This window comes from Winogradskyella sp. ABM4_392, assembly GCF_056160445.1.
The window spans coordinates 1-20,631 of sequence record NZ_JBSWXE010000002.1 but is presented as its reverse complement, the minus strand read 5'-3'; the positions used below and the strand labels follow the sequence as shown (position 1 = coordinate 20,631).

Genomic DNA, 20,631 nt, shown 5'->3' with positions numbered 1-20,631 from the left:
GAAAAAAAGTTAACCCAAAACACATAAAACACTAAATATGAGAGACTTAATATCTGATTTTTATCATGCATTTGATGAACTAGATGCTAAAAAGATGGTATCATGTTATCATAAAGACATTATTTTTGAAGATCCTGCTTTTGGTGTTTTAAGAGGCAAGCAAGCCAATGCTATGTGGCAGATGCTTTGTGAATCTCAAAAAGGAAAAGATTTTAAGGTTGAAGCTACAAACATTACAGATAATTCTGCACATTGGGAAGCTTATTATACCTTCAGTAAAACCGGAAGAAAAGTTCACAATAAAATTGATGCCTCTTTTGAATTTAAAGATGGATTAATTATAAAACATACCGACAACTTCAACCTTCATAATTGGGCTAAACAAGCTATTGGGTTTAAGGGTTGGCTTATAGGTGGAACAGGTTTTTTTAGAAAAAAACTCCAATCTCAAACCAATTATCTTCTCAATAAATTTATGACAGAAAAAAAGCTATCAAATTAATTTGACAGCTCTTTGAGGCAATGTTTCTTTTTAGGGACTTAAAAGTTTACTTTATGTTTCATTGCATTATGTACAGAACAAATCTTGTGCCAAAACTTTAACTATAATCTTTTACTTTACCTTCTACCCCTTTATAAAAAGCCTTCATAAATTTAAAATCTTCTTCAACGTCGTCAGTAAGATAAAAAGGCTCTGAAACATTATTTTTTTTGTTCTTAAAATCTAGCGTAAACATGATGATTGGTACATTAGCAGCCTTAGCAATGTAGTAAAAACCTGTTTTCCACTCTTCAACTTTTTTACGCGTTCCCTCAGGTGCTAGAGTTAATCTAAACTCTTCTTCATCTTTAAATAAATTTGCAATAGCTTCAACTTTATTCTGTCCAGAAGTTCGGTCTAAAGCCTTACCTCCAACAGCTCTAAAATAATAACCAAATGGCCATCGAAATAACTCTTTCTTAGCTACAAAATTAGTCTTAACACCTGTTATTTTTCGTAATAAAATACCAATATAAAAGTCGTGCCAACTGGTATGAGGTACAGCAATAATAACAGCCTTTTTTATTGTGTCTTTAGAAAAATTGGTGTTACCGACAACTTTCCAACCCAAAAGTTTAAAATAAATGAATTTGGCCAGCCAACGCATGTTACATCTTTTTGTAAAGCTCTAAAAGTGTATCTCTGGTTATCTTAGTTTTCCAGTTCTTACCCAAAGCATTTTCCCATAAGGGTTCTAAACTTAATGCTACATCTATCATAGTATTAAACTGCTCTTCATCTAAGTGTGCACAAATACCTTGAGGTAAATCGATGCTGTGCTTTTCTTTCATTTTTTTAAACATTGCCACGCCTTCTGGATAATATGCTTCTAAATGATCAAAAACAATACAGTTTCCAATACCATGTTTAACACCAAGCAAATAACCTAGTCCATAACTCATAGCATGTGCAACACCTACTTGAGAGTAAGCTATGCTCATACCACCATGCCATGATGCCATCATTAACTTATCTTGAGATTCTTCTACAGATAAGTCATCACCTAAAAATATTTCTTGGCAAAGCTCAAAAGCTTTTTCACCATAACTCTGACTAAATGCATTTAAATATGTACCATTAAGTGACTCTACACAATGTACAAAACAGTCCATACCAGTGTAAAACCATTGATTTTTAGGAACATCTTTAGTTAACTCAGGATCTAGAATAACTTGGTCGAAGGGTGTGTAATCACTATTAATTCCTAATTTACGTTCTGGGCCAGTAAGAATTGTTGTTCTAGAAACTTCTGCTCCAGTACCAGAAATAGTTGGAACACCTACGTGATATATTGCAGGATTTTTAATTAAATCCCAACCTTGATAATCCTTAGACTGACCTTTGTTGGTTAACATTAGAGAGACGGCTTTGGCAATATCCATTACAATACCACCACCAATACCAATAATGCCAGATGGTAACTCGCTATACTCTAAAATAATATCTTCTACCAACTGGTCTATCTGAGACGTTTTAGGTTCTTCTTTAGTTGGTACGTAAATGATCTTGTCTTTATATGATAAAGTAATTCTAGAGGTTAACCAATGATTGCCCTTAAAGACATCATCTACATAATATATGAATGGTGCATTTCGTCCGTTACGTTTTGGCGCTAAAATTTCATCTAACTGATTAAAACTTCCGCGTCCGAAAACAACTCTGGACACCATTGGATAATTTTTATATATCATTTACTTTTAAATCTTTAACAAAAATAAAAACTTAGTTTGTTTATTTAGTTTTTATGTAATTTAATATCTCTTTTAGACTTTCTACTGTTTTATACTTTAAGCCATTAGTCTCATTTTTACTCACTTTTTCGTGTTGCCATGTGGTATGAAAAGGAACGTGTATAGCTTCTGCACCAATATTTACCAATGGTAAAATATCAGATTTTAACGAATTACCTATCATCAAAAATTCTGATGGCTGTATATCTAAATGTTTTAGTAGTTTTTCGTAGTTGGCTTCTTGCTTTTCGCTCAAAACTTCAATATGATGAAAATAATCTAACAAACCAGATTTTTCTAGCTTACGCTCTTGATCTAGCAAATCTCCTTTTGTTGCAAGGATTAATCTGTAATCTTTGGATAGGCTTTTTAAAACCTCTTCTACACCATCTAGTAATTCAATTGGTTTATTAATCATGTCTTTACCAATATCTAAAATCTTAGAAATTATCTCGTTAGAAACTCTACCATTAGATAACTCAATTGCTAATTCTATCATAGACAACACAAAACCCTTTACACCGTAACCATAAGTTGGAAGGTTTTTTATCTCCATTCTAAAAAGCTCTTGGTCTATTTTGTTAGGCGTTTCGTAATGCGATAGCAATTGGCCAACCTCCTCCTCTGCCTCTCTAAAATAGGTTTCATTTACCCAAAGGGTGTCGTCGGCATCAAAACCGATTACTTTTATTTTACCATAGTCTATTTCCACAATTTTTTGGCTCTTTCTAAATCTTCTGGTGTATCAATTTCTACACCTTGAATTTGGGTTTCTACCATTTTAATTTTTTTACCATATTCTAAGTACCGAATGCATTCAATTTTTTCAGTAGCTTCAATAAACTGCATTGGTAAAACAGTAAAATCTAATAAAGCTTGTTTTCTAAAGGCATAAATTCCTTTATGCTTATAATAACGTGCTCCTGCTTCTTTATCTCTTGGAAACGGAATTGGACTTCTTGAGAAATATAAAGCAAAATTATTTTGATCTACAATGACCTTAACGGTATTAGGATTATTGATTTCTTCCCAATCAGTTATTTCTACCATTAAAGAAGCTAAGTCAATTTCTTTTTTAGCATCATCTTTAAAAACCTCTAATACCTTTCTTAAACTTTCTGCTTCTGTAAAAGGCTCGTCACCTTGTACATTTACAACTATATCACAATCTACATTAGCCACAGCTTCAGCTATTCTATCACTTCCAGACTCATGCTCTTTCTGGCTCATTATAGCTTTTCCGCCATTGCTAACAATTTCATCGTAAATGATATCACTATCAGTAACAACGTAGACATCGCTAAAAAGATTTGTAGCAACTGTAGCTTCGTATGTTCTAAGTATTACTGATTTTCCGGCTAAATTTTGCATTAATTTGCCTGGAAAACGAGAAGCACTGTAACGTGCAGGAATCATGGATATAATCTTCATATATCTGCTTTATCTGTATTCAAAAATAAAGTTTTCTCTTTTAATTACTGTCGTTTTCAACAAACATTTCATCTTTAAAACCTATAAGATAAAGTTTCTCTTTGGCTCTTGTTACTGCAGTATACAACCATCGTAAATAATCTTTATCCATGCCATTTGGTAAATATGGTTGTTCTACAAAAATAGTGTTCCATTGTCCACCTTGTGACTTATGACAGGTTATTGCGTACGAAAACTTTACTTGCAATGCATTGAAGTATTTATTGTTTTTAACTCCTAAAAATCGTTTATAATTACTTGTTTCATTAGCATAGTCTTTAGCAACTTCTTGATAAAGTCTATTAGATTCCTCATAGCTCAATGAAGCACTTTCTGCATGTATTGTATCTAAGAGCAAAACCGTTTCAAAAGGTAGCATACGTGGGTAATCTACCATTTTCACCTTTACCTCTGCAAATTTAAAACCATATAATTCTTTAATACTAAAGATTTCCAATACCTCAATTATATCGCCATTGGCAATAAAGCCAGCTTCTGTTGTTGGTTTTACCCAAAAGTAGTTGTTCTTAACCACCATAAGGTAATCACCAGCAGACAATTCACTCTCGTTGAATAAAATACGCTCTCTAATTTGCTTGTTATAAAGATTTGCCCTCTTGTTGCTACGAACGATGATTACTGTTTCTTCGTAACCATTACTACTGTAGGCATCATTAATGGCATCCATAATTTCGTAACCATCAACTAATCTAACAATATCTTTATATGGTTTAACATTGAATTTGAAACTCTCATAAAACCCAGATTCTAATGTAGCTCTAAGCTCTGTGGCATTTTCTAAAATACCAGAATCTTGTTCTTGACGTACAACTTCATCTAACTCAACGCCGTAAACATCCTTATTATAATTTAAACTTAATTTGTCTGAATCTAATGCAGGACTTAAATCTGATTTAACAGGTGGTAATTGTGCTTTATCGCCTATTAATAAAAGCTTACATTGATGACCTGAGTATACGTATTGCATTAAATCATCTAACAACGACCCGTTTTCAAATAACTTAGAGTCTGATGGAGTGTCTGGTATCATTGAAGCCTCATCTACAATGAATATGGTATTTCTGTGCTTATTAGGCTGCATTACAAACTTAACACCTCCGCCTTTTTCTTTTTTAGGGAAATAAATCTTTTTATGTATTGTGAAAGCTTCCTTTTTCGAATAGTTAGAGATGACCTTTGCTGCCCTACCAGTTGGCGCTAACAAAACGGCACTTTTTTTTGCCTGCCATAGGTTATTTACAATTGTACCAATAATACTTGTTTTTCCTGTACCTGCATATCCTCTCAGTAAATAAATATCGTTTGAAGATTTATTAAAAATAAACTGAGACAATTGCATTAATACCTTGTCTTGCTTGGTAGTAGGTACAAATGGAAACTTAGACTTTAAGAGTGTATAAAATGCAGAAGCATTTGTAATCATATAGAAATTAAATTAGGAGCAATATACCATTATTATAACTTCATAAAAAACCTATCTTAAAATTGAATGATTTTTATTTAGATAGTTTTTCTCAATAAAAAAAAATTGTAGATTTGCGAAAGACCTAATTAATAAAATTTATGAAAGTAATTATAGCAATTGTAGCGATTATATTATTAACCATTCTTATTGTTTGGTTAATTGACAAATTTGTTCCTAGAAAATTAAAACCAGTAATTAATATAGTACTGTGGGCACTCATCATTTTTCTTGGCTACATTACCTTTATGTCTGTATATAAGGAAATACAATTCAATCAGTTAAAAGTTGAGCGTTACAAAGTTGTAATTGACAGATTAGTAGATATTAGAGATTCTCAGATAGCTTATAAAGAAGTAAAAGGTGAATATGCTGGTAGTTTTGATAAGCTTATCAGTTTTATAGAAAATGATAGTATACCTATTACGCAGAGAAGAGATACATTGGTTTTAGACGTTGAACGTACTCGTGCATTTGGTGGAGTTGAAACCATGAAAACAATTACGCTAATTGATACATTAGACTATTGGAATGTTAAAGATTCTATCTTTAAAGGCGATACACGATACAAAAAACTTGCTGATGTTGGTGTTGGTAAAGCTGGAGCAAAATTTAAACTAGAAGCAGGTAAGATAGAAGAAATTCCAGTTTTTGAAGCAAGTGTTGATAAAGCAGTTGTTTTAGATGGCCAGGAACAATATCTAATAGAAAAAGAAAAACAAGCTGTTTCTATAGCAGGTGTTAAAGGTGAAACCGTAAAAATTGGTTCTATGGAAGAAGTTAACACCAGCGGAAATTGGGGTAAAGATCTTTCAACTAAAGAATAATTTTGAATAAAAATAACATTAAAGAACTGTCCATTCAAGTTAATTTGAATGGGCTTTCTTTTTGTATACTAAACAGAACCACCAACACAATTGAGTTTCTAAATAGTATACAGTTTCATCATAAGCTAAACCCTTTTGATGTTTTAAATCGTCTAAAAACAGAATTGAGTGCCAACTCTGTGTTTTCAGATGAGTTCGACACAATTACAGTTATACATCAAAATGAGTTATCAACTTTAGTTCCTAAAGAACTTTATGACGAAAGTAATAAAGCCGACTATTTAAAATTCAATACAAAAATCTTAAAAACAGATTTCATTACCCACGATGAAATTGCAGTAAATAAGAGTGTAAACGTATATATACCTTACATTAACATCAACAATTATATTTTTGAAACTTTTGGTGAGTTTACGTATAAACATTCTTCTACAGTATTATTAGATTCTGTTTTACAAAAGGCTAATGAAAGTAATAATACAGAAGTATATCTTCATGTTAATACTACAATGATTGAGCTAGCTGTTGTGGAAAACAAGAAGCTTCAATTATTCAATGTTTTCGAATATCATAGTAAAGAAGATTTTATTTACTATGTTCTCTTTGTTTTTGAGCAACTAAACCTTGATGTAGAAACTACAGTAATTCATTTAAGTGGCAGAGTTGATAAAAATGATGAATTATATAACTTGTTATATACATATGTAAGACATGTAGAGTGTGAAAAGCTTAATTATAATTATAACTTTTCTGAAAAGGTTGACAAAGACCAACTACACCATCATTACTTGATATTAAATACCTTTTAATGCGTATAATTTCTGGAACATATAAAGGCAGAAAAATTGTAGCACCTGCAAAATTGCCTGTTCGTCCTACAACAGATATGGCTAAAGAAGCCTTATTCAATATCCTCAACAATCAATATTATTTTGATGACATCTCTGTATTAGATTTATTTGCTGGTACAGGAAATATAAGTTACGAATTTGCATCAAGAGGTACAGAACAAATCACAAGTGTAGACGATCATTTTGGTTGCATAAAATTTATTAACACCACTGCTGAAGCATTTGAAATGCCTATAGCAACAATAAAGAGTGATGTTTTCAAATTTTTAGAAAACAACAACCAGCAATACAGTATAATTTTTGCTGATCCACCTTACGATTTTAATGTTGAATTATTCTCAAAAATCCCTCAATTAGTCTTTGAAAACAAACTACTTCAAGAAGAAGGGCTTTTAATAATAGAGCACTCCAAACATACAGATTTAAGCCATTTAGAGCATTACTCTCATTCAAAAAAATATGGTGGTAATATGTTTAGTTTTTTTGAAAGCCTATAATGGGCTATTGGCATAGAATCGTCATTGCAATCTAAATAATGAAATTACTTACCAATAAGTAGTTGCGAAAATTTAAATAGATAAAAATTAATCTTTGAGAACCTTTGAGCCTTTTTGTGTATTTTGTGGAATAGCTTTATCACAAAGTAATCACAAAAGACTCTAAGAAAAAACAAAGCTTCATGGAAAACCAATGAAGCTTGTTTTTAATAAGCAAACCTATAAGCCGAATTCTGTATTGAGAACTTAATAGTCCCAACCCTTATCATTTATCTACGTTTACTGTTACCAGCAAACTTTAGCTGTCTACCCTCCAACATCGAACGTGCAGCCCTCAAGCGTTGGTATACATGACATTGCACCGCATAGAGTTTACCTGATTTCACTACAGCATTACCTGTACATACTTTCTGTTGCACTTTTCCTAGACTCTCGACTGGTGGCTGTTAGCCACTATGCTTGCACTATGGTGTTCGGACTTTCCTACCCTAATTAGATTAGAATCGATAAGGCGATTTACTAGGCGTCAAAATTACATAAATTGTTAATAACTCCTATTAAATTTTAATCTAGAGAAATTGCTATTTTGTGGTTATTCTTAAATTTGTGTTTCAGTTACTTTTCAATGGAGCATTTCGTAGTATCGGCACGTAAATACAGACCACAAACCTTTAAGGATGTTGTAGGCCAACAAGCTATTACAAATACGCTTCTTAATGCTATTGAAAATAATCACTTAGCGCAAGCCTTACTATTTACAGGTCCTCGTGGTGTAGGCAAAACAACATGTGCTCGTATTTTGGCTAAGATGATTAATAGCGATGGTAATACTAGCGAAAATGAAGATTTTGCCTTTAATATTTTTGAGCTAGATGCAGCTTCTAATAATTCGGTTGATGATATCAGAAACTTAACCGACCAAGTAAGGATTCCTCCACAAGTTGGTAAATATAAAGTCTATATCATAGATGAGGTACACATGCTTTCTCAAGCTGCTTTTAATGCTTTTCTAAAAACATTGGAAGAGCCTCCAAAGCATTGCATATTTATCCTTGCAACTACAGAAAAGCATAAAATCATTCCAACGATTCTATCAAGATGTCAAATATTTGATTTTAAACGCATTACCGTAACTGATGCAAAAGAATACTTAAAGTACATTGCAGAAGAACAAGGTGTAAAAGCAGAAGACGATGCTTTACATATTATAGCCCAAAAAGCTGATGGTGCCATGCGAGATGCTTTATCAATTTTTGATAGAGTTGTAAGTTTTTCTGGTAAAAATCTAACCAGACAAGCTGTAACCGAAAATCTTAATGTATTAGATTATGAAACATATTTTAACAGCACAGATTTAATCTTAGAAAATAAAATCCCAGATTTATTGGTGCAGTTTAATACCATATTATCTAAAGGTTTTGATGGTCATCATTATATAGCTGGTTTGGCTTCACATTTTAGAGATTTAATGGTATGTAAAAATCAAGCCACTATAGATTTATTAGAAGTTGGCGAGGAAACCAAACAAAAATATGTAGAGCAATCTCGAAAAACATCAAACACCTTCCTTCTAAAAGGCATTGAACTTGCTAATGATTGTGATTTAAAATACAAGTCAAGTAAAAACCAAAGATTACTTGTTGAATTAACTCTCATGCAATTAGCCTCTATCACTTTTGATGGAGAAAAAAAAAATGACAGACATTTCATAATTCCACCTTCTTATTTTCAGGCTAAAGGTATTACACCAATTCCTGTTAATAAGACAACTGAAGAAGCAAAACCTACTGTTCAACAACCAAAGGTTGAGGAAAAAGAAGAACAGAAAGAGACACTTACAGCAGTTTCAGAGCCTGTTACAATTCCAAAAATCTCAATAGATAAAGCTAAAAAATCAATTTCTGGCTTATCATTAAAAAGTATAAGAGAGAAAAAAGAGCATCAAATACGGCAATTAGATGTTGTTATTGATGAGGAAGATTTACCAAAAGAACCTGTGTCTCAAGAAGCACTGACAGAAGCCTGGAATGATTACACAGCTTCAGTGTCCAAAAAGGGTGAAAAAATATTAGCTTCCATTCTGCAAATGGATAAGCCTAAACTAAAGGACACTGCAATTCATCTCACATATTCAAACAATACTAATAAGATAGAATTAGAACGTGCTCAATTTCCACTTCTCGCCTATTTACGTAAAACATTAAAAAACTATGATCTCCATTTAGATATTACGGTAAATGAGGAAGTTGCAAAAAAATATGCCTTTACACCAAGAGAAAAATACGAAAAGCTAAAAGAAAAGAATCCAAATATAGAATTACTGAAGCAAACCTTCGGATTAGACATATAAGCTTATGAGAAACTTACTTTTTTTACTTTTAATTGTTGCTCTTGGTTTTGTTAGCTGTGAAGGACGCATAACCAAGAATCAGGCTTTAGTAGAAGATATTGAAGAATTTAAAAAAACGGTATCTTTTCAAATCGATATACACAAACCTGAAAATTATATAGAGCGCCAAGTTGACACTACACTCAGCAATGGCTTTAGAGTTAAGATAAAAGCCTATACTGATATGGATAACAGCGTTCTCTTCACTAAAATAAAAGATACCATTAACTATCAAACATATTATCGAAATTTTAAGTTTGATATTTTAGTTGAAAAAGATAGTAAGGTTATCTACAACAAAAGTTTCGATAAGCAAAAAGCGAATAAAGCTTTTAAATTTAATCCTAATCTGGTAAAAGGTTCAGAGCTTTATAACTTTGATAAACTTGCTATATTAAACGCTATACAAGTAGATGATGATCCAGGCTATACCAATACAGTGGCTATAGATGTTATTTATGCTATACCTGAGACAGATAAGGTATCTCATCATAAAATACTGATTAACAATAAAGGAAAAGCAAATTTCATTCAAACAGAAAACTATTAAAACTATGTTAGGTCTTAAACTCCCAACAGACCCAAGATGGGTAAACATTGTAGAAAAAAATATTGAAGAAATATTAACTGACCACGCTTATTGTGAGCAGAAAGCGGCTAGTACTGCAATTTCATTGATTGTAGGATTCCCTGAATACACAGAGCTAGTGCAAGAAATGATCGACTTAGTTGAGGAAGAAATGAGTCATTTTAAAATGGTTCACGACCTTATCTTAGAACGTGGCTGGACACTAGGTAGAGATCGTAAAGATGAGTATGTACTTGCTCTATTGAAGTTTTTCCCAAAAGGTGGAAGTAGAACCACACAATTGGTTCACAGATTGCTCTATGCAGCTTTAATTGAAGCACGTAGCTGTGAACGTTTTAGATTGCTATCCGAAGAACTTGAAGATAAAAAGCTGGCTAAATTCTACAGAAAGTTGATGATTAGTGAAGCCAACCACTATACCATGTTTTTAAACTTTGCAAGGCAATATGGAGAGAGAAAAGAAGTAGACCAAAAATGGCAACAACTCCTTGAATATGAGGCAGACATCATGAAAGATTTAGGCAAAAAAGAAACTGTACATGGATAATATTTTATAAATTAGAGCCATAATCAGCTCTAATTTCCATGAAACACATTTACATTTTAATCAGCTTCTTCACTTTAATCAGTTTTACTACTCATGGGCAGTCAGAGCTAATAGGCATTTGGCATTTAGATTCATTCACATTTGAGGGTAATACCTATCAGAATGTTTACAATGACTTGCCTATTGAATTCACAACAGACCCAGAACTAGAAATCTACCTCTGGTATGAAGGTGAATCCTCTTGTAATGCTATTTTTGGTGGTTATTCCTATGGCCCTGACGAATTAACACTCTACGGTATAGGAATGACTTTGGTTGATTGTGGTGCTGAGCCTAGAGGTCAGTTTGAAAATTTGTACGTTTCAGTATTATCTAATAATTACAGTGAGGAAAGTAATTTTAATTATACTATTGATGGTAACGGCACACAACAGACCTTAACTTTAACAAATGTAAATGGAAACCAAGTAAACTACTCTAAGATAGAAAATAATAACTTTTTAACGCAAACATGGTATTTACAAACTATAATAGAAAATGGTTTAACATATAATGTAAACCCAGTAAATTCGCCTAGTTTATCCTTAGGAATAAATGCTGATTATGTTTTTGGTGGCATTGAATATAATGGTCAAGGTATTTGTAATAGTTTTAATGGTAATTATAATATCTACTTTGAAAATGGTGACGAGTTAAGTATTTCTAGCTTTGTTCCAACATCAAATATTTGTGATCCGCCTAGTGATTTTGAGGATGCTTATTTCTCAATATTAAGTAATGACGAAACCAACCAATTTAGTTTCGAAATTATTAATGATGGAGAAAACTTAGTTCTCACAAGTATTCCTAATGTTGGTGGCAGATCTATAAACCTAAACGAAATGAGTCTAACGTTTAGTAAACAAGCTTTATCAATAGATGAATATGATGAGAATCAATATGATATTTCTTTACTACAAAACCCTGTTGAAAACAAGCTTTTGCTTAATGTAGATAATCAGCTTTTATCAGAAAACTTAAAGTATACAATATACTCTATTGATGGCAAACAAGTAAAATCTTCTGTTTTAAGTAGTGATTCTATTAATGTTGAAGATATGGTTTCTGGAGTTTACTTTATTAGTTTCGTAGGTAAGGATTCTTCAACTAAAACCATAAAGTTTATAAAAAAATAAAGACTTTAACCATTGGTTAAAGCCTTCAAAATTATTTAAATTTTTCTTTTAAATCTTTATCCCAAAACCAAATTGCATTACGTGGTTTTTAGCTTCTAGATTTGGTATATCATCTTCATCTAAGATGTTTGTTAATCCATAAGAAAATCTTGCATCAACAAACAACTCATCAGTTATCATATACTCTGCACCAACTACACCAGAAAACGCAAATGTTGAAAAACCATCATTGTCTTTCCATGTTTTAAGTGCTACTTGAGGTCCTGCCATAAAAGACAATCTATCTGAAGTAGATAATTTTAATAAAATTGGCATTTGTATATAATCTGCTCTTAGATCTTCATCTTTCCCACCTTCAGCAGACCATTGTAATTCTGTATGCAAAGCTAAATCTTCAGAAAAACCATAATCAACAAAACCTGCAAATGCAAATCCATTTCTATGCTGATTATTAAAAGTTGCATCTGGATCAAAATCTAGGTTAGATACATTAAGTGCACCTCTTACACCATAACGTACTTCTTGTGCTATACAAATTGTTGTAAAGCATACTAATACTGAGGCAAGTAAAATTTTCTTCATAATATTAATTTGAGACAGCGAATATAAATTAAATTCTCATATTGAAGTAAATGTATAGATTTTAATAGAGAAAAAGTAGTTAAACGGTAAAATTCAATTTACTAAACTAAATAGCTACACTAGAAACAGTTTCGTAATAAACACTCTTTATAATTCCGTCTGACAACCCTATTTTTGGCACATAAATATCTTTAGCTCCACTCCACTTCATTGCAGATAAGTATATTCTTGTTGCTGGAATAATAACATCTGCTCTGTCTTGGTTCAGGTTTAGCTCAGTTATGCGCTCTTCGTATGAGTATTGTTGTAAAGTATGATAATAATTACTTAAGTAGAAATAAGTCAGCGGCTTACCTAGTTGTTTTCCAGAAATTTTGAATATTTTATTGATGTTACCACCAGAACCTATTAGGTCTATTTTTTCGTAGACTGAAGCATTTTCTCTAATCCATTGTTCTAATTCATTCCAAGTTTCTCTTGTTACAATATCATTAAGAAGTCTAACAGTTCCTACTTTAAAAGACTTAGATTTAACTTTACTGCCATTATGTATGATTGAAAACTCTGTGCTACCACCACCTACATCTACATAGAGGTAGGTCTTGTTTTCATCAATATATGTACTTAAATCAGTTGCCGCTATTATAGCTGCTTCTTCTTCTCCATCGATTATGTCAATGCTGATTCCGCAGTTTTCTATAATCTTTTTAGATAGCGCTACACTATTATTAGCCTCTCGCATTGCAGACGTAGCACATGCTTTGTAACGAACTACACCATGAGATTTCATTAGCAAGCTAAATGCTTTCATAGTGTCTATCATTCGTTCTTGATTGTATTTTGATATTTTACCATTAATAAAAACATCTGCACCTAATCTAATTGGGACACGAACTAATGAATTTTTCTTAAATACAGTTGGTTTACCACTTTGTTCTATGATATTTGAAATTAATAGTCTTACTGCATTAGAACCAATATCTATAGCAGCGTATTTTTGAATCTTCAGCATATTATCCTTCTAACTTATTTACGTAATAATTATATGTGTCAAATTGAGCTCTCACTTTAGCATTGTCGTTTCTACGGTACGTATTATCTTGTGTTTCGTTAATGTGTCTAGCCTTAACATTATCATTCCAACAAATCTCAAATAAATCTTGTAATTCTTGCTTTATATCCTCATCATATATTGGGCAACTTACTTCTACTCTATGTTCTATATTTCTAGTCATCCAATCTGCTGATGAAATATAAACTAAAGGATCATTATCATTAGAGAATACATACAAACGTGTGTGCTCTAAGAACTTATCTACTATGCTAATAATTTCTATGTTTTCACTCATTCCTTTCACACCAGGAACCAGACAACATAAGCCTCTGACAATCATTTGTATTTTAACACCTGCTCTACTCGCCTCATACAGTTTATCGACCATTTTATAACTGCTAATACTATTCATCTTTAGTTTTATGTAAGCAGCTTTGCCATTTTTTGCATTCTCAATCTCTTTATCTATCAAAGAGAATAGTTTTGTTTTAGTGTAATGAGGAGACGCAATTATATGCTTATATCTATTAACGATATAATTAACTTCTAAAAAGTTAAATACTTTATTTATGTCTTTTAGAATTTTAGCGTTTGCAGTAAGAAGTGTAAAATCTGTATAAAATTTTGCAGTAGATTCGTTAAAGTTTCCAGTACTAATAAATCCATAACGTTTTAGCTTATACTCTTCTTCGCGCTCTATGACGCACATTTTGCTGTGAACTTTTAAACCAGGAACACCAAACAACATCTTAACTCCTGCATCCTGCATTTGTTCTGCATAATTAATATTGGCTTCTTCATCAAAACGTGCTCTAAGCTCTATAGAAACAGTAACATCTTTACCATTTTTAGCAGCATTAATGAGTGAACTCGCCACATGAGATATTTGTGCCAATCTGTAAATTGTAATTTTTATAGTTCTTACTTTAGGGTCTAGAGCTGCTTCTCTTAAAAACTTAACTACGTATGAAAAGGTATGATAAGGCGTATAAACTAAATAATCTTTCTTAGCCACTGTAGTAAAAATACTTTCTTGTAGACTCAGTCCCTTTACTGGTAAAGGCTTAATTCTATTATAGAGTAAATCTGTTCTTCCTAAACTAGGAAAATCCATATAATCTCTACGGTTGTGATAACGACCACCAGGAATTATACTATCCTTAGAATCTATCTCCATACGTTCTAACAAAAAGTTCAACGTATCTGGCTCAATATTTTTATCGTGTACAAATCTTACAGGATCGCCACTTTGTCTATCTTTTACACTTCGTGACAATTTGTCTACAAAACTTTTACTCAAATCACTATCAAAATCTAACTCACCATCTCTTGTAATCTTTATCATGTGAGACGAAATCGAATCGTATTTAAAAATGTTGAAAATTTCATCTAAACAGTAACGAATTACATCATCTACCATTATAATATAGTTGGCTTCACCTCTATTTGGCAAAACGATGAAACGCTCCATACTTTTAGAAATCTCAATAAGCGCATACTGATCTTTTCCACCAGAATTAGACATCGTAATGGTTAAATAACCTGCACTATCCTTAAGTTCAGGAAGCGCAATATCTTCATCTAAAATCATTACTACCAAAGCTGGGCTTATTTCTTGATAGAAATAGTTTTTTATAAATTCGTGATGATCAGTATCTATTTCAGTTTCATTAATGATAAAGATATTTTCGCTTTCAAGTTCCTGCTCTATTTTGTTCAATATCTCAACACTTTCTCTTTGCTGATCGATAACTACCTTAGTAATTTCTTCGAGCAGTTCACCTGCTTTAATACCACCTAACTCACTCTTACCACCTTTACCAGCATCATAAATTCGTTTTACTGTAGCATATCTTACTTTAAAAAACTCATCGAGATTATTTGAGAAAATACCCAAAAAGCGAAGACGTTCAATTAAGGGTACAGTTTCGTCAGCTGCTTCTTGTAGTACACGTGCATTAAATTGTAACCAACTTAATTCTCTGTTTATGTAAGTGTTTTTGTGTTTTGTCATCCTTTTAATTCCTTTGGAATTATTATTAGTTCGGTTGTTCCTTGTCTTAATTCTTTCCAATCAGAAATATCAAAATTAAGTTTAATTAGTCCACTTGTTGGAAGATTATCTATAAACTTATCACCAAATATATTAGCAATAGACGTAAAAGCATGGTTGTGCCCAAATATCATAACCGAATTGTAATTATTAGGTAATCTTTTGATAAAGTTTATGACACTTTCACCACCAAAATCATATAAATCGTCTTTAACAATAACAGAATCTTCTGACAAGTTAAATACCTCTAAAAATATCTTACATGTAGAGAAGGCTCTAACTGCTGGACTTGAGTATATGAAGTCTGGTAATTCATAGCTCTTAACAAACTGATTAGCAACTAATTTTGCATCATTAATTCCTCTATTTTTTAATGGTCTAAGAGAGTCTGAAACATCAAATTCCCATGACGATTTTCCGTGTCTTACGAGTGTAATTGATTTCATTATATTTCGATTAAATGCATTTTTTTTCGATAAAATGTTGCATATTTCCGTTTTAACGACTATTTTGGCGCTTTAACTCTAATGTTTGTTTAAGATTTTAGATATAAGTTCTTTTGTTTTTGTAAAATTAATGTAAATGACCCCAAATCAAAAATATATTAATCCATTCAAGATTTCATTTGCATTAGTAATACTTCCCTCTATTTTTTTGCAATTAACAAAACAAAAAATGTTGCTTAAATATTAAATGGTGTGTGCTATCATTATTTGAAAGTGTGTCATCGTCTAAAATTTAGTGCTGCATAGACTTTATAAGTTATTATGTATAGTATGAGAAACAAATACAATTGTATTTCAGGCTTAAGTATGGCTAAATATATACTGATAGTATTATTAGTTATACTACCAAATGTGTTTTTTGCCCAGCAATCACCTTCTATCCAGACTGGTGTTACTTTTCAGTGGGCTGATACACAATCTAACAATAGTGATCCGGCTACTATCCAATCAATTACGATTGATGGTACAGTTTACAACACATTTGTTGTACCTACAAGTTATGAGATGACAAGGTTAGGTCCTGACGGTCATAGTCCTAATAGAATTATGAACAATGGCAATAATGGTGGTGGTAATAGTAACACACCTACTTGGGTTACTAGAGCTACTGATGCTTTTCAGTCGACTAACTTAAATCATTTCTTTAATGCCAACCCGAATGGTAGAGATATTTGTTTAGATTTTGATGCTGTTGCCACAACAGATGCTCAAAAGCAAACGATTTTTTACAATCCTTCAATTCCATCAAATGAAGATGGTGTCTTGGCTGTAACAGAGCGTGGTGGTAATAATTGTTACTACATTGAAGTTTGGGGAATACCTGCTGGTGGAGGTGCAGAACAAAAATTAGGAGAGACTTTTGTACGTACAGGTGGAAACCACACTGGTTGTGGATTTGCTCCTCCTGTAAGTGGCTCAGATTACTGGCAATCAGGTCGATGTAACGAGAATGGGCAGACAATAGCTATTGGTCTATTTTATTTGGATGATATAGCACCCACTGGTTCTCAAATAACAAAGATTGAATTTATCGGAGCTACAAGAGATCATGGTGACGGTAAATTTTTCATTTTACAGAAGTATGCTGTTGATGATTATAAGACAGGGTGTATTAACGATAAAGTATCAGGTGATATTGGATCAGTGAGTAATGTACCGTCTGGTTCTACCTACTCTTTAATTTCAGGTCCAAATCCTGTTGGTGAAGCATTTAATTTAAATTCAGATGGAACATATAGTTATACCCCTTCAAGTGGTTTTACAGGAAATGTAACCTTCGAATATGAAGTGTGTTTACCTTCCCCAAACACATCTGTTTGCGACCAAGCTTCAATTACCTTAAATTTTGTTGACTTACCACCAGAACCAACCGCAAGTATTACATGTGGTGCTGGTGAAAATAACTTTACAATAAACATTGATGACCCTATTGGTTCTGAATTTGAATATTCTTTAAACAATGGTCCATTTCAATCTTCTACAAGTTTTACTGGCTTAACAGAAGGTTCATATTCAATATCTATCCGAAATATTTTCACAAAGTGTGAACTCGAAAATTCAACACCAATAAGTATTGAGAATTTAGAAATATCTGGTTCTGTAACAAATGTATTGTGTAAATTAGAAGACACTGGTGCTATTGATATAACAGTATCAGGCGGAAAACCGCCTTATACATATTCTTGGAGTAACTCTTCAGCATCAGAAGACTTATCAAATGTTTTTGCTGGTACATATACTGTTACTGTAACAGACGACAATGGTTGTTCTATTTCAGATAGTTTTACAATTAATCAACCATCTGAAGTTTTAACTTCTTCAATAGCTTCAACAACAGATGTATTATGTTTTGGTGAAGCAACAGGTGCAATTGACTTAACAATTACTGGTGGTACAGCTCCATATACAATTTTATGGAACAATGGCTCAACTGATGAAGACCAGAACAACTTAACTGCTGGTACCTATAATGTAACCATTACAGACGCAAATGGATGCTCTGTAACCAATCAGGCTACTATTAATCAACCTACAAATTCACTATCAGCTAATATTACAAACGTCAATAATGTTTCTTGTAAAAATGGTACTGATGGTAGTTTTACAGTAAACGTAAGTGGTGGCACTAGCCCATTTCAATATTCTATTGATAACGGTACAACAAATCAAAATAATGATTTATTCGAAAATCTTAGTGCTGGCACTTATAATGTATTAGTTACTGATTCAAATAATTGTACTACTAATTCACAAGTATTAATTACCGAACCAAATAAACTTAAGGTATCAATTACTAATGTAAACGATGTTGATTGTTCAGGAGAAGCAACTGGAGATATATCTATTTCTGTATATGGTGGCACACAGCCATACACCTATTCTTGGAGTAACTCTGCTACAACGCAAAATTTAACTGATGTTGTTGCAGGTGCATATAGTGTTACAGTAACAGATGTTAATGGATGTACAGCTTCTGCTAATACAACTATTTCAGAACCTTCTAGTCCTATCAGTTTAAATATCAGCAAGGTAGATGCAAACACAGCTCAAGGGTGTACTAATGGTGAAGCAACAGCGAATGTTTCTGGTGGTACTTCTCCATATACATATGCTTGGAGTCCTTCTGCTAACAACCAAACAACACAAACTGCTACTAATTTACCTGTTGGCTCACATTCAGTTACAATTACTGACGCTAATGGTTGTGAATTAACGCAAAGTATAGTAATAACATGTGTTAATACTTGTGATGCTGAAATATCAATTGGTAATATAACAAATGTTCTTTGTGTTGGTGATGCTACTGGATCTGGTACTGTAACCGCAAGTTCTAATGCAAATCCAAGTGCAACATTTACGTTTACATGGAGTAATGGTCAGATAGATGGAGGAGTAACTTCTAGTACTATTAATAATGTTACAGCTGGCGTGTATGACGTTAGTGTAACTATAGATGGAACGGTTTGTCAACCTGTTGAGGAAACAATTTCAATTTCTGAACCTAACAACGCTTTAAACCTTACAGCAAGCTCAACAGATGAGCTTGGTCCAAATACAAATGATGGTACTGCAAGTGCAACTGCAACAGGAGGTGTAGAGCCTTACTCTTACCAATGGTCACCAGGCGGAGAAACGACTCAAAATATTTCAGGACTAGCGTCTGGCTCATATACAGTTACCGTTACTGATGCTAATGGATGTACTGAAACTGCAACAGTTACTGTTAATCCTGGTTCTTGTCATAACTTATCAATTTCTGGAACTTCATCACCTGTAATATGTAACGGTGAAAGTAATGGTAGTGTAAGTGCTGTAGTCACTAATGGTGTTGGTCCTTTTACATATTCTTGGGATACTTTACCAAATACTACACCTAACGTTAATAATTTGCCTGCAGGTAGTTATACTGTTACTGTTACCGATCAAACAACATTATGTACACAAAGTACTACCATCACAGTTAACGAGCCAAATGCATTAAGTTCAGGAATTGCTGTTACAAATATTTTATGTAAAGGTGACAGTACTGGTTCTGTAGATTTAACTGTAAATGGTGGTACACCTCCTTATTTGTATTCATGGAATAATGGTGCTGCAACTGAAGATTTAGTTAATGTTACTGCTGGAACATATTCAGTAACCATTACTGATGCAAATGGATGTACTACTACAAATCAATCAACTGTTCAGGAACCTAACGAAATAGTAAGCGGTTCTATAGTAAGAGTTACAAATGTTGATTGTACTGGTGAAACTAATGGAAGTATTTCAGCTGAAGCTACTGGTGGAATTCCACCTTATTCTTACTCAATAGATAATGGAGCAACTAGTCAATCTAGTGGTGTTTTTGAGAATTTAGCTGCTGGTACCTATACTATTTTAATTACTGATGCTAATGGTTGTACTACAACTATTTCTGACACAGTAAATGTGGACGATACTGAGGATCCTGTGATTTCTGTTCCTGCTTCTATTACAACTGAAGGTTGTTCTGAAAACGACATAACAAACACAAATGCTGTATTTGAATATAGCAATACAACTTCTAGTGATATTCAATCAGTTTTTGCTTCAAATCCTAATTATAATGCATCTGATGATTTTAATATAGCGTCAATTACTTACGTTGACGTTATTATCTCCGCTAGTTGTCCTGTAACTGTAGAACGAACATTTACTATAACAGATAATTGTAGTAATACTGAAAATGCTGTTCAAACCATTACTGTAGTTGATACTACAGATCCTACAATCAACGTTCCTGCGGATATTACAATTGAATGTACTGAAGATGAGTCTTCTGCTAATACTGGTGTTGCTACTGGTGCAGATACTTG

General features: G+C 32.7%; 18 protein-coding genes and 1 other RNA gene. 9 read left to right on the top strand and 10 right to left on the bottom strand.

Features of this window, described 5'->3' with window-relative positions:
- The first annotated feature begins 37 nt into the window (after positions 1–37).
- Entirely contained in the window at positions 38–502 is a 465-nt protein-coding gene (locus tag ACXAFS_RS06200; protein WP_475305937.1) for a nuclear transport factor 2 family protein, read from the top strand.
- Positions 503–599: 97 nt separating this feature from the next.
- On the opposite strand, the gene ACXAFS_RS06195 is transcribed toward ACXAFS_RS06200, so the two are convergent.
- Genes ACXAFS_RS06195 through ACXAFS_RS06175 form a run of 5 tightly spaced genes read right to left on the bottom strand, consistent with a single transcriptional unit; the run spans position 600 to position 5,185 of the window.
- A complete protein-coding gene (locus tag ACXAFS_RS06195) occupies positions 600–1,148 on the bottom strand; it encodes a 1-acyl-sn-glycerol-3-phosphate acyltransferase (RefSeq protein WP_475305936.1) in 549 nt (182 codons plus the stop codon).
- Between the two features lies 1 nt (position 1,149).
- Positions 1,150–2,232, bottom strand: a complete 1,083-nt coding sequence (locus ACXAFS_RS06190; protein WP_475305935.1) for an iron-containing alcohol dehydrogenase family protein — start codon at positions 2,230–2,232, stop codon at positions 1,150–1,152.
- A gap of 40 nt (positions 2,233–2,272) precedes the next feature.
- Entirely contained in the window at positions 2,273–2,983 is a 711-nt protein-coding gene (locus ACXAFS_RS06185; RefSeq protein WP_475305934.1) for an HAD family hydrolase, read from the bottom strand.
- Positions 2,974–3,702, bottom strand: a complete 729-nt coding sequence (gene kdsB, locus ACXAFS_RS06180) for a 3-deoxy-manno-octulosonate cytidylyltransferase (protein WP_475305933.1) — start codon at positions 3,700–3,702, stop codon at positions 2,974–2,976. The genes ACXAFS_RS06185 and kdsB overlap by 10 nt, the downstream gene beginning before the upstream one ends.
- A gap of 40 nt (positions 3,703–3,742) precedes the next feature.
- The gene (locus ACXAFS_RS06175) at positions 3,743–5,185 is read right to left on the bottom strand and encodes an ATP-dependent DNA helicase (protein ID WP_475305932.1); all 1,443 of its coding nucleotides are present in this window, start codon (positions 5,183–5,185) and stop codon (positions 3,743–3,745) included.
- 140 nt (positions 5,186–5,325) lie between these two features.
- Here ACXAFS_RS06175 and ACXAFS_RS06170 point away from each other — a divergent pair, with 140 nt between their 5' ends.
- Genes ACXAFS_RS06170 through rsmD form a run of 3 tightly spaced genes read left to right on the top strand, consistent with a single transcriptional unit; the run spans position 5,326 to position 7,399 of the window.
- On the top strand, positions 5,326–6,051 hold the full coding sequence (locus tag ACXAFS_RS06170) for a hypothetical protein (RefSeq protein ID WP_475305931.1): 726 nt from the start codon (positions 5,326–5,328) through the stop codon (positions 6,049–6,051).
- 2 nt (positions 6,052–6,053) lie between these two features.
- The gene (locus ACXAFS_RS06165; RefSeq protein WP_475305930.1) at positions 6,054–6,860 is read left to right on the top strand and encodes a DUF3822 family protein; all 807 of its coding nucleotides are present in this window, start codon (positions 6,054–6,056) and stop codon (positions 6,858–6,860) included.
- Entirely contained in the window at positions 6,860–7,399 is a 540-nt protein-coding gene (gene rsmD / locus ACXAFS_RS06160) for a 16S rRNA (guanine(966)-N(2))-methyltransferase RsmD (RefSeq protein WP_475305929.1), read from the top strand. Before ACXAFS_RS06165 ends, rsmD begins: the two co-directional genes overlap by 1 nt.
- Before the next feature lie 206 nt (positions 7,400–7,605).
- Here rsmD and rnpB read toward each other — a convergent pair.
- Positions 7,606–7,922: RNase P RNA component class A (gene rnpB, locus ACXAFS_RS06155), an RNA gene on the bottom strand.
- A gap of 102 nt (positions 7,923–8,024) precedes the next feature.
- Between rnpB and ACXAFS_RS06150 the strand changes: the two genes are divergently transcribed.
- The 4 genes from ACXAFS_RS06150 to ACXAFS_RS06135 are packed head-to-tail and all read left to right on the top strand — an operon-like array spanning position 8,025 to position 12,099.
- Positions 8,025–9,749: a DNA polymerase III subunit gamma/tau gene (locus ACXAFS_RS06150; RefSeq protein WP_475305928.1), complete on the top strand. Its 1,725-nt coding sequence runs from the start codon at positions 8,025–8,027 to the stop codon at positions 9,747–9,749.
- A 4-nt stretch (positions 9,750–9,753) separates the two neighbouring features.
- Positions 9,754–10,338 carry a hypothetical protein gene (locus tag ACXAFS_RS06145; RefSeq protein WP_475305927.1) on the top strand — a complete coding sequence of 195 codons (585 nt, stop codon included), beginning with the start codon at positions 9,754–9,756 and terminating at the stop codon, positions 10,336–10,338.
- Between the two features lie 4 nt (positions 10,339–10,342).
- The gene (locus tag ACXAFS_RS06140; protein WP_138433911.1) at positions 10,343–10,924 is read left to right on the top strand and encodes a MiaE family protein; all 582 of its coding nucleotides are present in this window, start codon (positions 10,343–10,345) and stop codon (positions 10,922–10,924) included.
- Between the two features lie 38 nt (positions 10,925–10,962).
- Positions 10,963–12,099: an META domain-containing protein gene (locus tag ACXAFS_RS06135; RefSeq protein ID WP_475305926.1), complete on the top strand. Its 1,137-nt coding sequence runs from the start codon at positions 10,963–10,965 to the stop codon at positions 12,097–12,099.
- Positions 12,100–12,147: 48 nt separating this feature from the next.
- Here ACXAFS_RS06135 and ACXAFS_RS06130 read toward each other — a convergent pair whose 3' ends face one another.
- From ACXAFS_RS06130 to ACXAFS_RS06115, 4 genes are all read right to left on the bottom strand, one after another.
- Positions 12,148–12,681, bottom strand: coding sequence for a porin family protein (locus ACXAFS_RS06130; protein ID WP_475305925.1), 534 nt, complete (start codon positions 12,679–12,681; stop codon positions 12,148–12,150).
- Positions 12,682–12,787: 106 nt separating this feature from the next.
- Entirely contained in the window at positions 12,788–13,693 is a 906-nt protein-coding gene (locus ACXAFS_RS06125) for a Ppx/GppA phosphatase family protein (RefSeq protein WP_475305924.1), read from the bottom strand.
- Between the two features lies 1 nt (position 13,694).
- Positions 13,695–15,749, bottom strand: a complete 2,055-nt coding sequence (ppk1, locus tag ACXAFS_RS06120; RefSeq protein ID WP_475305923.1) for a polyphosphate kinase 1 — start codon at positions 15,747–15,749, stop codon at positions 13,695–13,697.
- Positions 15,746–16,234: a SixA phosphatase family protein gene (locus tag ACXAFS_RS06115; RefSeq protein WP_475305922.1), complete on the bottom strand. Its 489-nt coding sequence runs from the start codon at positions 16,232–16,234 to the stop codon at positions 15,746–15,748. Before ACXAFS_RS06115 ends, ppk1 begins: the two co-directional genes overlap by 4 nt.
- Before the next feature lie 366 nt (positions 16,235–16,600).
- Between ACXAFS_RS06115 and ACXAFS_RS06110 the strand changes: the two genes are divergently transcribed.
- On the top strand, positions 16,601–20,631 hold a 4,031-nt coding region (locus ACXAFS_RS06110), incomplete at its 3' end, for an Ig-like domain-containing protein (protein WP_475305921.1).

Excerpts from the sequence above, each read along its gene's own strand:
- ACXAFS_RS06140 (WP_138433911.1), top strand. The coding sequence starts at position 10,343 with ATGTTAGGTCTTAAACTCCCAACAGACCCAAGATGGGTAAACATTGTA.
- ACXAFS_RS06195 (WP_475305936.1), bottom strand. The coding sequence starts at position 1,148 with ATGCGTTGGCTGGCCAAATTCATTTATTTTAAACTTTTGGGTTGGAAA.
- ACXAFS_RS06115 (WP_475305922.1), bottom strand. The coding sequence starts at position 16,234 with ATGAAATCAATTACACTCGTAAGACACGGAAAATCGTCATGGGAATTT.
- ACXAFS_RS06200 (WP_475305937.1), top strand. The coding sequence starts at position 38 with ATGAGAGACTTAATATCTGATTTTTATCATGCATTTGATGAACTAGAT.
- ppk1 (WP_475305923.1), bottom strand. The coding sequence starts at position 15,749 with ATGACAAAACACAAAAACACTTACATAAACAGAGAATTAAGTTGGTTA.
- ACXAFS_RS06130 (WP_475305925.1), bottom strand. The coding sequence starts at position 12,681 with ATGAAGAAAATTTTACTTGCCTCAGTATTAGTATGCTTTACAACAATT.
- ACXAFS_RS06125 (WP_475305924.1), bottom strand. The coding sequence starts at position 13,693 with ATGCTGAAGATTCAAAAATACGCTGCTATAGATATTGGTTCTAATGCA.
- ACXAFS_RS06145 (WP_475305927.1), top strand. The coding sequence starts at position 9,754 with ATGAGAAACTTACTTTTTTTACTTTTAATTGTTGCTCTTGGTTTTGTT.
- ACXAFS_RS06135 (WP_475305926.1), top strand. The coding sequence starts at position 10,963 with ATGAAACACATTTACATTTTAATCAGCTTCTTCACTTTAATCAGTTTT.
- ACXAFS_RS06175 (WP_475305932.1), bottom strand. The coding sequence starts at position 5,185 with ATGATTACAAATGCTTCTGCATTTTATACACTCTTAAAGTCTAAGTTT.
- ACXAFS_RS06190 (WP_475305935.1), bottom strand. The coding sequence starts at position 2,232 with ATGATATATAAAAATTATCCAATGGTGTCCAGAGTTGTTTTCGGACGC.
- kdsB (WP_475305933.1), bottom strand. The coding sequence starts at position 3,702 with ATGAAGATTATATCCATGATTCCTGCACGTTACAGTGCTTCTCGTTTT.
- rsmD (WP_475305929.1), top strand. The coding sequence starts at position 6,860 with ATGCGTATAATTTCTGGAACATATAAAGGCAGAAAAATTGTAGCACCT.
- ACXAFS_RS06170 (WP_475305931.1), top strand. The coding sequence starts at position 5,326 with ATGAAAGTAATTATAGCAATTGTAGCGATTATATTATTAACCATTCTT.
- ACXAFS_RS06150 (WP_475305928.1), top strand. The coding sequence starts at position 8,025 with ATGGAGCATTTCGTAGTATCGGCACGTAAATACAGACCACAAACCTTT.